This is a genomic window from Chryseobacterium sp. HNCC26DJ240 (assembly GCF_057180485.1).
Map to the genome: position 1 here is coordinate 305852 of NZ_JBXUGK010000002.1, position 14370 is coordinate 320221.

The window sequence follows — 14370 nt, forward strand, 5'->3', positions numbered from 1 at the left end:
AATGAAGATATGGCGATAACATATGGCAATTAAAAAAAAATAGATATCTACATATGAAAAGATGGTATCTCTATCCTTTTTCTCTGGGTTATAAGACTGTAACGGGTTTGCGTAATACACTCTATGATTTGGGGATTTTTAAATCTACAAAATTTCGCACACCGGTGATCAACGTCGGTAATCTGTCCGTGGGCGGAAGCGGAAAATCGCCGATGGTCATGTATCTGGCGAAAAGTCTTTCCAAACAATATCGAACCGGCGTTTTGTCAAGAGGTTATGGAAGATTAACTAAAGGTTATGGCATTACAAACTACGAGAGCAACTACAAAACGGTAGGCGATGAGGCGATGCAGCTTTTTGAAAGATTTAAAAACAGATTCGTCATTGCAGTTTCTGAAGAACGTGTTCCCGGAGCCAAAAAAGTGATTGAAGATATGGATCTTGATGTTTTAATTCTCGATGATGCGTTTCAGCACAGAGCGATTAAGGCGGGATTAAATATTCTGATGACTGATTTTAATGATCCTTATTTTAAAGATTATTTGCTTCCTGCCGGAGATTTAAGAGAATCGCGCGCCGGAGTGAAACGTGCAGACATCATTATGGTAAGCAAATGTCCGGATGAACTCACGGATGAAACCAAGCAGTATTACATTTCAAGAATACGGCCTGAGCGTGGGCAAAAAGTATTTTTTTCCTCCATCGGATATGATGAAAACGTGTACGGAAGAGAAAAAATGCTACCTGATAACAATCTGAATTATTACGATATTCTTCTGATTACAGGAATTGCCAATCCGAAACCTCTGCTGACTCATTTGGCTAAATTTTCCCAGCGTGTAAAACATTTGAAATTCAGAGATCATCATAATTTTACTGATGCAGACATCAAAAACATATTAGCTGAATATAAAAAACTGGGCGAGTACAAATTGATTTTAACAACAGAAAAAGACTTCGTCCGTCTGAAAACTTTCGATTATTTAAGAGATCTCGTTTACTACTGGCCAATCAATGTTGTCATCGATAAAAAAGAAGAATTCAATCAGGAGATTATGAATTTCGTCAGAAAACAATATTAAATAAATTTGTTCAGGATAAAAATTTAAGGCGAGAAAAGTTGTGATTTTAACGCGAAGTCTCGCAAAGATTTTGTCTTTCATCTGTCTTCATATTTTTAGTTCGCAAGGGCACTTCGTTCAGCAAATGACAGCAGTAAAACGTGGCTGAGTGAAACGCCATTGCGAACGGAAAGTATTTCCAATGATTTAATAAGATCTTTGCGCACATTGCGTTTAATAAAATTTAATTTTCCGAATAGAATTTCTCAATCGCTCAAATTATGTTAAATCATACAGTATCTTTATAAAAATTACTTTTCAATGTTTAGATTTGTAAAAAAAAATAAATATGAAGCAGTTACTGACTTTTATGATGTTGAGTATTTTCACGTTGGGTTGTTCACAAAAAGCGCCGGACGTTTCTAAAACAAAATTTTCCAAGGAAGCTTTACAACAGAAACTGGAGGATGAAAATGGTAAAAACATCACTGTTCAGGAAATTTTAAATCAGCATAAAGGAAAAGTTTTGGTCATCGATTTCTGGGCTGGCTGGTGCAGAGACTGTCTGAAAGCAATGCCGAAAGCAAAAGAGCTTGAAGAAAGCAATCCAGATATTGATTTTGTTTTCTTCTCACTCGAAAGATCAAAAGAAGGATTTGACAAAAGTCTGGAAAAACATGCTATGAAAGATAAAGAAAACTATTGGTTTTCTACAGGCTGGAAAAATGATTTCAATAATTACATCGAGCTGAACTGGATACCGAGATACATGGTGATTGATCAGAAGTCAGCCATTGCAAAATATTATGCGATTTCTCCTGAAGATCCGGAAATTCAGAAAACGATTGATAGGCTTTCGAAATAAGGTTAAGGCTGAGGCAAAGTTTAAGGTTTAGAAAAAATATACAAAGTCATCTCTTTTAGGGATGATTTTTTTTGATTTTAATGATGAAATTTTATTTAAATTTACTTAAAACTAATCATGATGAATCTCTTAAAAATATTGGGAGTGGTAACTCTTCTCTTTTTGAGTGGTTCTTTTTTTGCACAAAATCATCACTTCATCCGGAATTTTAATACAGAAAATTCTAACCTTGCCGATAATATCATCTATGACATCGAAGAAGACACTAAAGGCTTTCTATGGCTGGCTACAGAGAATGGACTGAGCCGTTTCGATGGTAAAAATTTCTTCAATTATACGGTAAAAAACGGTCTTCCTTCAAACGAAGTTCTTTCAGTAATTAAAGAAAAAAACGGCAGGATTTGGGCCAACTGTTTTAAGCAGCCTCCTTCTTATTTCGATGAAAAAAACAACCGTTTTGTTACAGAAAAAAGTTCTGAAATAGAGGCGAAAAGCAATACTGTAATGTTGCATTATTTTCCTTTGCAGGGCGGAATTGTCTTTTACGGTCACCAATTTCATCTGTATTATCTCAACGGTAAATTACAAAGTATTCAAAATGATTTCTATCCCATTTCATCAAAAACCGGAGATAATGCAACCTTAAATTTCAACACTTTGAATAAACTGTTTCATGCCGACAAAAACATTTTATTTCGTTTTGCAAAGCAAAAAATTTATGTGTTCGATAATCTTGAGGGAAAAATGATAACTGAAATTTCAGCATTAAAAAAAGATCCCTTTACAAGTCCGAAAAAGAAAATTATTTTTCCGGCGAAAATTCAGTGGAAGCGTTTCTATGAAAATCAGCTTTTGATTAATACAGTTGATAATCAATTGACTGTTATAGATTTAAAAACATTTTCAATCGTTAAGAAAATCAAATTTAAAGAAGCTTTTTCCAATGCTTTTATCGATCATTCGGGCAATATCTGGATTTCGGTTCCCAATGGAGGATTACAGTTGTATACTTCTTCTGCCATTCAAAAAATAGATTTGGATGATGTAAAGGTTAATGAAAATTTTCTCAGCGTAGCAAGTGGTTCAAATGGAAATCTCTATGCAGGAAATTATTCAGGGCAAATCATTTTGGTGAGCAAAAACGGACAAAAGGAAGTGTTTGAATTGGAAAATGTGAAAGAGAGAATTCGCAGGATATTATTTTTCAAAAATGCTCCGCTCCTTATTTCAGATTACGGATATGCCTACAAATCTAAAAAGCTGGACAAAATATTGGTCGGGGACGTTTCGAAATCTTTGAAAAACGGAATGAAACTGAACGACAGCATTGCTGTTCTTGGTTCTATCAACAGTCTGATCCGGTTAAATGTTTTGACGAAAAAATACAGATTTCTCAATTTTCCCGAAGAGAGAATCGGCAGTATTGATAAAATTTCTGAAAACGAATTGCTCGTAACTTCTTCTAAAAGACTCTCGGTCTACAATATTGCAAACAATACGAGAGATGATCTGTGGCAGAAACTGAATCTGGCAGAAGGAATTGTCAATGGAAATCTGTTTTTTGTAAGTGATTTATCGGGTGAAATTTCGGTTTTCAAGAACAGAAAACTAATCAAAACCATTAAAAATTCTGAAAATCTACCAACGACAATTTCCAAAATTTTCACCCGTAAAAATAAACTGTGGATGGCTGGAAAAGACGGGTTGTACCAGATGATTTTTAAGGAAGATAATGGTGTTTTCAACTACAGGATTTTCAGAATTACCAAAAGCGACGGCCTTGCTTCAAACAGTATTTTTGATATAACGGAGAATGACAACAATATTTGCGTAGCCACAGAAAATGGAATTTCAATTATTCCCGAAAATTATATTCCTGAAATTTTTGATATTAAACCAGAAGTTATTTCAGTAAAAATCAACAACAGAAATACGACGATATTAAACGAATATTTCCTGAAGAAAAATGAAAATAACATCAGTATTGTTCTTTCTGGGATCGAACTTTCCGGTCATACCAAAGCGATACAGTATTTGGAAAATAACCAGAAAAAATGGATTCCCGTTTCCGGTAATTCAATCAATTTGCAGTTGAAAGGAGGAACCACTGAACTGTCAATTCGTGCTGTGGATACCAATAACAACGCCGGAAAGACGATCAAAAAAATCACTTTTCACGTCGCAATTCCTTTTTATGAGAAGGTTTGGTTTTGGATCATTGTCAGCGGTTTTTTCTTCGGAGGAATTTTTGCGTTGTACGGAAGATGGCGTTTTTTGAAACAACAGGAATTTTACCACCATCAATCTGACTTAGATAATCAGCGAAACAAAATTACGGCTGATCTGCATGACGATTTGGGAGCAACGCTCAGCAGTTTGCAGATCAACAGTGCAATCGCCCAGAAATTACTGGAAAAAGATATTCCGCAGACACAGAAAATTCTTCAGAAAATTGAAGCTCAGGCAAAACATATTTCGGAAAATATTGGCGACATCATCTGGAGTTTAAAGCCGGGTAAAAATGAATTTATGTCTTTAAGCACAAGAATTATCAATTCTGCCAACGAAATTTTAGGTCATACAGAAATTCCTTTTGAAATTAATATAAATTCTGCAATCGATAATGAAATTACAGATTTTACCATGCGAAAAAATATTGTGCTGATTTGCAAGGAAGCATTAAATAACATCGCAAAATACAGCCAGGCAACTGAAGTTGATTTAAATTTAATCAAGGAAGAAAATCAATATATTTTAGAAATTTCAGATAACGGAATTGGTTTCAATCCTGATGAAAAAAGAGGAAACGGTCTGCATAATATGAGAAAAAGAACAGAAGAAATGAACGGGCATTTTGAAATTTGCAGCAATGTTGGGACTTGCATCAAAATTACTATCCCTACAATTAGGGATTGAGAAATCGTGTTTTTACTGATAAATTTGTTGAAGAAAACTGATAACCATGGTTTTCAAACTTTCTAAGATTATTAAATTAAGCTCACACCAAAACAATGATTAAAATATTCGCATACGATGATAGTCCGGAGCGGCTACAAAGCTTGAAGGCATTGATCTCTTTGAGCGACAATCTTTCGTACATCGGCGATGCAGAATGTTGCGAAAACGTTTTGGCTGAAATGACGATGTATTCCCCCGATGTTGTTTTGATGGACATCAACATGCCAAAAGTAGACGGAATTGAAGGTTTGAAAAGAATAAAATCTAAATTTCCTCAGATTAAAGTATTGATTCAGACAGCTTTTGATGACAGTGACAAGGTTTTCAGAGCAATTTCGAACGGGGCGAGTGGTTATATTTTAAAATCAGATCATCCAACCAGAATTTTACAGGCGATCGAAGAAGTTTATGAAGGCGGAGCATCGATGAATCCAGCAATTGCAAAAAAGGTAATGGAATATTTTCTCCCAAAAAAAACAGAAGAAAATTTCACTCCGAAAGAAAAAGAGGTGCTGAAATTTCTCTCAGAAGGTTTAAGCTACAAAATGGTCGCGGATAAGCTTGGCGTAAGTTACTCTACCATCAACACGCATACTAAACATATCTACGAAAAACTACACATTTCATCGCTGGGTGAAGCGATTTCTTGGTATTATAAAAATAATATCAATTAGTTATTCTTAGCTTGCTCATACGCACTATTCCATTGTGTGAACTCATTTTTTTTTTGGGCGCCTTTTTCCGCCCTCCATTCCCGCTGTCATTGCGAGGAACGAAGCAATCTTTTGGTAGCACTGTTTTGGCCCTCGCAATGACGAGCTCCATTCAGGTCGGGGCGCGTGCAATTCACTGTCAAAAATAAAGTTTTAATAAGCATAATTACAGAAACATCAATTACACTTTTATTCAAATCATTCCCGAAACTTCTTCAAAATTTCACTCCCTACAATTAGGGATTTTTTTGTGTTAAAAAAATCTTAAAATTTGTTGAAATATTTAAACTAAATACAATGAAAAAGTACAGCTTATTTTTTACAGGAATTATATTTTCCGTCATGTCTTTGCAATGCAACAACAAAGAGATGACTATAGAAGAAAGTTTTGCACCACCATCTGCAGAACGTTTGAATGCACTGTTTGATCAGGGCGTAACCAACGAAAAAGCTTTTGCCCATTTTGATTCGTCACTTACCAATTATGTTTACACAACTGCCCGTGGCACAACCGTAAAAGTAAACGGAACCTGCCTCAGATTAAACGGTGCACCAATCACCGGAACTGTTATTCTGGAATTTGTAGAAATGTATGACCGTGCAAAAATGATGGCATCCAACAAGCCTACAATGGGAAAAAAAGTTTCCGGCGAACAGGAAATGCTTCTGTCAGGCGGGGAATTTTATATCAACATCAAAAAAGACGGAAATACACTCACCACAACCTGCCCGATTGTCGTAGAAACTTCTACTGCAAATTCAGGCGGAACAGTTGCAGGGATGCAGGCTTTCAACGGAGTGATTGCCAATAATGCGCTCACCTGGGAACCAACCACAAGCTGGGATGTAGTGACAAATGTGCAAACGAATCCCAATAAATATGTGATGGCTCTTCCAGGATTTGGATGGTTCAATTGTGATAAATTTTCAAACTATCCTGAGCCAAAAACGAGCATTACAGCAAACGTTCCTGCAGGATACGGAAATGCTTCACAGGTTTTTATTCTGGCTAAAAATATTCCCAACGCTTTGGGGACAACCTATGGAAAATTTCCTGTAGGATTGCAGTGTTATCTGATTTTTATTTCGGAGAACAATGGAAACTTTATGTGGATTGTAAAAGAACAAACCCTGGCAGCCAATCACACCATTTATTTTGATTTAAAAGATGCCAAAATCGGTAAAAGCGCAGATTTCGTAAGCAGTATTTCACAACTAAATTAAAACAATGAAATCGCCGTGGTTTAGATTGATAAGTTATCTTGAAGATTCCGGCGATTGCATACATCAAATGAAAAACAATAAAAAACTTACTATGAAAAAGAAAATTTTACTTTTAATAATGCTTCAGTTTTGTTTCAATTTTATGTTCGGACAAACTGCAGGCCTGAGTTCTACAAACGATATGAATAAGGGATTCCAAATCTCTCTCAGAGGAGGTTTCGATGCGATTCCTGTTTACGATAATAATACTCCATACATCGATTATGACGGAAACTGGATGGCCGGCGGAAGTATAGACTATTATTTCAACCGCTGGTGGGGAATTGGGGTGGATTTTGATTATCTGGTGAATAATCCGAAGAGTATTTATCCTACCACAAACCTTTTGTACAGCGGATTTCCAATCAATCAGTTTCAGCTAAAGGAAAATTATATTTCCAGAACATTTTTAGGAATCGGACCGGATTTCAGATACAAAAAAAATGACCGATGGAATCTTGAATTAAAACTGCGAGGCGGAATTTCCAACATTAAAGGCGGTTATACCATGCTGGAAGGAACTGTTCCAATCGTTCCGACACCAATGAATATTGCTCTTAATCAACATGCGGGCTACGATGCAAAAAATGTTCTGTCCGGAAAAGCTTCATTGCAGTACAATTATTTTATCAGTAAATCTTTGGGATTGCATTTGGGAATTTATCACATCAATCATTTTAAAGTGGAGGAACTGGTAGATCCGGCAACGGGCTACGCTTCAAGTTATTATGATTTTAAAACCAATCAGGGAGGTGGAAATGATTTAAATTTAGACCCAACTTATAGAAATAAAGCCTGCAACTGCAACATTAATTCTACAGGAATTTACGCAGGAATTACGCTGAGATTTCCAAAAAAAACAGAATGTACAACCTGCCAAATGTGTCCGGTCTGCAAAAAAGTGCATGAGCCACCAATGTGTGTCGCTGCCTGTACGGTTTGCGGTTGCAAAATTTCAATTACTGCTAAAGATAAAATCAGTGGAGAACTCTTAAATGAAACCGACGTCGTTCTTCACAGACAGGACGGAACAATTGTAGAATCAGGTAAAACAAACAGTTTTGGAGTGGTCGTTTTTGATAATGTTCAGGCTGGAGAGTATTCTGTAAAAGGGAAACTTCACAATGTCAATTTACAGGAAAGCAGAATTTCTCAGGCTGATTTTGATCAGTGCAAAGCCAACGGAGGCGTTATTCAAAAAGAAATTCTTTACACGGATGATAATTTTGTTTTGAAAGGGCAGGTCTTCGAATGCAATACGACTAAAACCATCGAAGGTGCAAATATAGAAATGTCACATCTGGCTTCCAACACCAAAAAGAATACGATTTCATCCTCATCCGGAGAGTATATTTTCAATGTCAGTAAGAATACAAAATATGCAATCAAAGGAAACAAAGACGGATATTTCTCCAACGAAATGGAAATCAACACCGCCACGTACGACAGATCAAAATCACTGTTCATCAAGTTTGAAGTGTGTGTAGATCCGTGTGGTAAGGCGATCAGATTGAATAATATCAATTTTAATTTAGATAAATCAGATATTTTGCCCGCATCAGAACCAGACTTAAATTATGTCGTGACTTTGATGAAGAAAAATCCAAAAATCAAAGTTGAACTTTCTTCTCACACAGATTCCAGAGCAAGCAATGCTTATAATCAGAAACTGTCTCAGAGAAGAGCAGATTCCAGCGTCAACTATATCGTTAGCAAAGGGATTGACAGAAGCAGATTGGTTTCACGGGGTGCAGGAGAAACGGAATTGCTGAATTCTTGTGCCGATAACGTAAAATGTTCCGAAGAAGGGCATCGCATCAACCGCAGAACAGAATTTAAAATCCTTTGTGTAGAAAACTATTAACCTAACAAAATGAAACGCTCAGAAAATAAAGTGAAAGCTTACTGAGTGTTTCATTTCAAAATTTAAACACATGAAATTTTTCAATATAAAAACAATTGCAGCGATCAGTGCATTTCTACTCATCAGCTGCGACAAAGAAACCTGCGAATACGTAACCACTTGCGAACCGCTGGGAAATAACACCGGGCAATCCGGCATTTCCATCGTCACGTTCAACGCAGACAACCCGACTGATTTTGTAGCGGCAATTTATGACACAAGAAACAACGCTTCAGTACCCGTGGGAACAGATTGGGCACCCGCTCTCGGCACAGGAGGCAAAATTACAAAACCCGCAGACTGGACCTTGGGTAAACTGGGTAGAATCTTCGGCATTGCAACAGATAAAAACGCAAATGTGTACCTCGCTACATCGGGAGTTTATGGTCAAAACTTTTTGAATACACCTTACCAAAATGCAACTCCCGGTAGAATTTACAAAGCCATGGCAGGAACTTACTCTACCGCTCCATTTGTAGATTTACCCATGTCCTACGCCAGCTCAGCAGGTAGTTTGAACGGAGTTGGGAATGTCGCCTACGACAAAATCAACAATCAGCTTTTTGCAACAAACCTTGATGACGGCAAGATTTACAGAATCTCAATGACGGGTTCGATACTTCAAACCTATGATCCTTTTGCAGCCGATTCCGGAGCGCCGGATATCACAATTCAGGACGAAAGAATCTGGGGAATCGGCGTCAATTACGAAAACGGAAACGTAAAAGTCTATTTTCCGAGAGTTACAGTTCCTTCTACACTTCTTGCAAATAGAAATCTCTATTCAATAACCTTAAATTCCGGTGGAGCAATGCCAACTTCAGCCCCTGCATTGGAAATTACCAGTCTTCCAGGCCGTGCAGAAGCCATTACAGATCTTGAGTTTTCGGCAGATACCAAAAAAATAATTTTGTCAGAAAGAGGAGATCCTCATGATGCTATTGCGTTCAGTTACAGCAAGACCGGAAGCGGATGGAATTTCAATACGCAATATGCCGTCGGTGGTTTTACCGGTAAAAACGCGGCTGGCGGAGTAGATTTCCAGTATATTGGAGATGATAAAAACCTTGTAAAATGCGAAGAGTTTGTTTGGGTAAGCGGCAATTATTTGGAAGCAGCATCAATAAATCCAGGAAGAGTTTACGGCATACAGGGAATAAAATATACCGGAAATACCGTAGCAACAGCACCTTCCACAGATTTATTTATAGACTACAACCCACCGGTTTATAACTTTGCTATGAAAGGAGATATCGGCGATGTGGATGTCATAGATGCCGACCAATGCACCTGTATTTCAAAATAATCAATAAAAACTGATAACCATTTTGTAAAACTAAAATCTCAGCCTTCAGGGTTGAGGTTTTTTTATTTGGGCGCCTGTATCCGCCCTCCGTTCCCGCTGTCATTGCGAGGAACGAAGCAATCTTTTGGTAGAGCTTGTGTGTCCCTCGCAATGACGAGCTCCACTCAGGTCGGGGCGCGTGCAATTCGCTGTCAGAAAAATGAAATCAGAATTCAAAAAATTGTCTGTAATTTTGTACTGATGAGCTTTCCCAACCGCAAAATTATTCATGTCGATATGGATGCATTCTATGCTTCCGTGGAGCAGCATGATAATCCTGCACTCAGAGGTCAGCCGGTTGCTGTGGGAGGCGGTCATCGCGGCGTGGTTTCTGCGGCGAGTTATGAGGCCAGAAAGTACGGCGTTCGCTCGGCAATGCCCAGCAAAACTGCGAAAGAAAAGTGTCCACATTTGATATTTGTTCCACCAAGATTTGCACGTTACAAAGAAATTTCAAAAAAAATTCGTGAGATATTTTATGAATACACAGATTTGGTAGAGCCACTTTCTCTGGATGAAGCCTACCTTGACGTTACCGAAAACAAAAAAGAAATAGAATCTGCCAATCAGATTGCAAAGGAAATCCGTCAGAAAATTTTTGAGCAGACAGGCTTAACGGCTTCTGCAGGAATTTCCATCAATAAATTTTTAGCCAAAGTCGCTTCAGATATCAATAAACCCAACGGACAAAAGACCATTCATCCCGATAAAGTAGAAAAATTTCTGGAAGATTTGCCTGTTGAAAAGTTTTACGGTGTAGGAAAAGTGACCGCCAACAAAATGTACAGTCTGGCGATCTATAAAGGAATAGATTTAAAGAAAAGAACGGTAGAAGATTTAACGAGACTTTTCGGTAAGTCCGGAAAATACTATTACGACGTCGTGCGGGGAATTCACAATTCTGAAGTGAAGCCTCACCGGATTCAGAAAAGTGTGGCGGTAGAACGTACATTTTTTGAAGACCTTTTTGATCAGCAGCAAATTGATGAAAAACTCCAGAGTCTGAGTGAAGAATTACACAGCAGACTGCAAAAAAACAACATCATGGGAAGATCGCTTACTTTGAAAATAAAGTATAAAGATTTCTCATTATTTACAAGAAGTTTCACAAAAGAAGAATATTATTCATCAGCGGAAGAATATTTCAACACCGGAAAAAAGCTTTGGGAACTGCGTCCTTATGATAAAGCGGTACGATTATTGGGATTATCCGTGTCACAACTCAACACCGAAGAAAAAAAGCAGGTTTCTGTACAGCTTAAAATCCCATTTGAGGAATTTCGGAACGAGTTGTAATCACTTACAAACTATTTATTGATCAAAATCAACTTTAGATGACAAACCCAACAATGATTCAATACTTCCATTGGTATTCCGAAGGCAACGGAACACTGTGGAACGAAGCCAATAAAAACGCAGAATATCTTTCAGAATTAGGAATCAGTGCCGTTTGGTTTCCTCCGGCTTACAAGAGCACAAACGGTGGAAATTCAGTGGGTTACGATGCTTACGATCTTTTCGATTTGGGAGAATTTGACCAGAAAAATTCCATCCCTACAAAGTATGGAACCAAAGAAGATTACGTTAAAGCCATTAAAGCATTAAAGAAAAAAAATATTCAGGTGATTGTTGACATCGTTTTAGGCCACAAAGCCGGAGGTGATGAACTGGAAAAATTTAAAGTCGTAAAAGTCGATGAAAACAACCGTGATAAAGTAATTTCCCGCGAAATTGATATTGAATCTTACACCAAATTTACTTTTCCCGGACGTGGAAAAAAATACTCCGATTTTGAATGGAATTTCACCTGCTTCAGCGGTGTAGACTATGCCGAAGGAAAAGAATCACACATCTACAAAATCAAATCTGAATACGGCGACGATTGGGAAGAAATGATTGACGATGAAAAGGGAAACTACGATTACCTGATGTACAATGACGTAGAGCATAGAAATCCTCATGTGCGTGAAGAGCTCAATAAATGGGCGAATTGGTATTTCGAACAAACCGATTTTGATGGCGTAAGATTAGACGCTTTAAAGCATATTTCCTTTGAATTTTATAAAGAATGGCTCACGATGCTCCGTTCCAATTCAGGAAAAAACATTTTTGCCGTTGGAGAATACTGGGCTCCGGGACAACTCAATCTTTTACAAAAATATATTGATGCGACGGAAGGCTGCATGAGTCTTTTCGACAGCTCGCTTCACAACAATTTTCACACAGCTTCTCAGGAGGGAGATTCCTACGATTTAAGACAGATTTTTGAGCAGACGCTTACACAGGCAGATCCTTTACATTCGGTGAGTCTGGTTGATAATCACGATACGCAACCGCTTCAGGATCTGGAAGCACCGGTGGAAGAGTGGTTTAAACCTTTGGCCTATGCACTTATTTTATTACGTGTTGATGGTTATCCTTGCGTTTTTTATCCCGATTTATTTGGAGCAAGCTATAAAGACAATGGCAACGACGGTAATGAATATGAGATTTTCCTCAATAAAGTCGACGGTATTGAAGAGCTTTTAAAAGCCAGAAAAAATAACGCCCACGGTGATCAGAGAGATTATTTTGAAGACGCCAACTGCCTCGGCTGGGTGCGTGAAGGAGATGATGAGCACGACGGTTGTGCTGTAGTTTTAAGCAACAAAGATGCGTACGAAAAACCTATGGAAATGGGTGAAAGATACATCGGAAAAACATTTTATGATGTTTTGGGAAGATCTGAAGATAAAATTGTGATTGACGAAAACGGTTGGGGAAATTTTCCTGTTCCGGCTGGCAATGTGAGTGTCTGGCTTGCAGAAAATTAATTTTTTACTGTTGTAGCAATGAAGTCGCGATATGTTGGTAGAAAATTTACATAGTTAAAAGGTAAGGTGCGAAGCACCGAAATATTGGTAAAAACGATTTAATTTTTAACTTTTTTAATATCTAAAATTTCAGGTCTGTCTTTCGGATCTGAAATTTTTCCGTTTCTGGCAAATTCTGCCCAAACGGAACGCAGCTTTTTTCCTTGCTTAAAAATATAATCCCATGGAACATCTACTAAAAGTCCGGCTTCTTTCCATGCCTCTTTGTTAGCGAAGATTAAGGGAAGATCAAAACAATGCGATGCTCCTATAAAATGGTTTTTTAAAGTTGATCTGATTTTATATAAATGAATACTTCCGCCTCCTGAAGCATAGTTTTGAGCAAAAACTTCAGCTGGTTTTCCGTAAATTGATTTGGTCGTTGTTCTGACAATTCTGTTCAGGATTTTCTCCGGAAGATAAGTGTAGATGCCTTCCTGAGCGGTTTTTACATAAAAGGAAGTTTCATCTTCATTAAAACCAATCAGAACATCAATTTTTGAAGCGTTCTGTTTCCATTTATCAAGAGTGAAATTTTCTTCGGGAAGTGGAGCATACCCGTACTTGAGACAGAAAGGCATGGCTGCTTTTAAACCATATTTAAAACTGGATGGAAGAAAATTCTGGTAAGAATCAACCATTTTCAGAACATCTTTTTCAGTTTTCAGAAAATCAGTCTGACTAAAAAGTTCGGTATACATTTTTTCTCGTTTCAACCTGAAACCCAGCGGTGCACTTTGAATAATAACTCTTTTAAATAACTCTTCCACACCTTCTGAAATTAAAAGATGAGCAGTCGCATCGCCACCTGATGATTGACCGAAAAGTGTAATGTTATCAGGATTTCCTCCAAAACCGGAAATGTATTTTTTAATCCATTTTAAAGCTTCAATAATATCAAACAATCCGAGATTCGCAGGTCGCTCATCATTGCCTCCCAGAAATCCAAATAAACCTAAACGGTAGGACACTGAAACGACAATAACATTCTGTTCTTTTACCCAAACCGAAGGATCGGAAGTGGGCAAATCTCCACAGCCAATTTCGTACGAACCACCATGAATCCAAACGATAACGGGAAGTTTTTCTTCAACTAAATTTTCAGGTCTGGTGATTGTTAAGAATTGAGTTGATTCTTCCGGCTGAAATTTTTCCAAATCTGTTTTACCAATTAACCTTTCCAAAAGTGGACTGATTTTCTGCGGACAAACCGGAGTTTTATCTGAAACGAAATTTTCTGCAAAATCTAATGGTATTGGCTTTTTAAACCTTTCAGATTGAGCATAGCGAATGCTTTTAGCTTTAATGACACCATTTTCCTTAAAAGCTAAAATTTTTCCGAATGAAGTTTCAAAAGTGTGATTGTGTAGTTGCTGATTTGTACTCATCTTCCGGTTCAAAACCGAAAAT

General features: G+C 37.5%; 10 protein-coding genes. 9 read left to right on the plus strand and 1 reads right to left on the minus strand.

Annotation, left to right across the window (positions count from 1 at the left end; genetic code table 11):
* Positions 1-53 precede the first annotated feature (53 nt).
* From lpxK to AC2A1G_RS04635, 9 genes are all read left to right on the plus strand, one after another.
* On the plus strand, positions 54-1082 hold the full coding sequence (gene lpxK, locus AC2A1G_RS04595) for a tetraacyldisaccharide 4'-kinase (RefSeq protein WP_484045765.1): 1029 nt from the start codon (positions 54-56) through the stop codon (positions 1080-1082).
* A 328-nt stretch (positions 1083-1410) separates the two neighbouring features.
* Positions 1411-1926, plus strand: a complete 516-nt coding sequence (locus tag AC2A1G_RS04600; RefSeq protein WP_484045766.1) for a TlpA family protein disulfide reductase — start codon at positions 1411-1413, stop codon at positions 1924-1926.
* Between the two features lie 117 nt (positions 1927-2043).
* Positions 2044-4842 (plus strand): sensor histidine kinase, encoded by a 2799-nt coding sequence (locus tag AC2A1G_RS04605; protein ID WP_484045767.1) that lies wholly within the window; start codon positions 2044-2046, stop codon positions 4840-4842.
* Positions 4843-4937: 95 nt separating this feature from the next.
* The gene (locus tag AC2A1G_RS04610; RefSeq protein ID WP_484045768.1) at positions 4938-5558 is read left to right on the plus strand and encodes a response regulator; all 621 of its coding nucleotides are present in this window, start codon (positions 4938-4940) and stop codon (positions 5556-5558) included.
* 336 nt (positions 5559-5894) lie between these two features.
* Positions 5895-6821, plus strand: a complete 927-nt coding sequence (locus tag AC2A1G_RS04615) for a hypothetical protein (protein WP_484045769.1) — start codon at positions 5895-5897, stop codon at positions 6819-6821.
* A 91-nt stretch (positions 6822-6912) separates the two neighbouring features.
* Positions 6913-8724, plus strand: coding sequence for an OmpA family protein (locus AC2A1G_RS04620; protein ID WP_484045770.1), 1812 nt, complete (start codon positions 6913-6915; stop codon positions 8722-8724).
* A 70-nt stretch (positions 8725-8794) separates the two neighbouring features.
* The gene (locus AC2A1G_RS04625) at positions 8795-10069 is read left to right on the plus strand and encodes a hypothetical protein (RefSeq protein WP_484045771.1); all 1275 of its coding nucleotides are present in this window, start codon (positions 8795-8797) and stop codon (positions 10067-10069) included.
* Positions 10070-10309: 240 nt separating this feature from the next.
* Positions 10310-11404, plus strand: coding sequence for a DNA polymerase IV (dinB, locus tag AC2A1G_RS04630; RefSeq protein WP_484046035.1), 1095 nt, complete (start codon positions 10310-10312; stop codon positions 11402-11404).
* A 38-nt stretch (positions 11405-11442) separates the two neighbouring features.
* Positions 11443-12921: an alpha-amylase gene (locus tag AC2A1G_RS04635; protein ID WP_484045772.1), complete on the plus strand. Its 1479-nt coding sequence runs from the start codon at positions 11443-11445 to the stop codon at positions 12919-12921.
* 98 nt (positions 12922-13019) lie between these two features.
* Here AC2A1G_RS04635 and AC2A1G_RS04640 read toward each other — a convergent pair whose 3' ends face one another.
* Positions 13020-14348, minus strand: a complete 1329-nt coding sequence (locus tag AC2A1G_RS04640) for a carboxylesterase family protein (protein WP_484045773.1) — start codon at positions 14346-14348, stop codon at positions 13020-13022.
* Between the last annotated feature and the right edge of the window lie 22 nt (positions 14349-14370).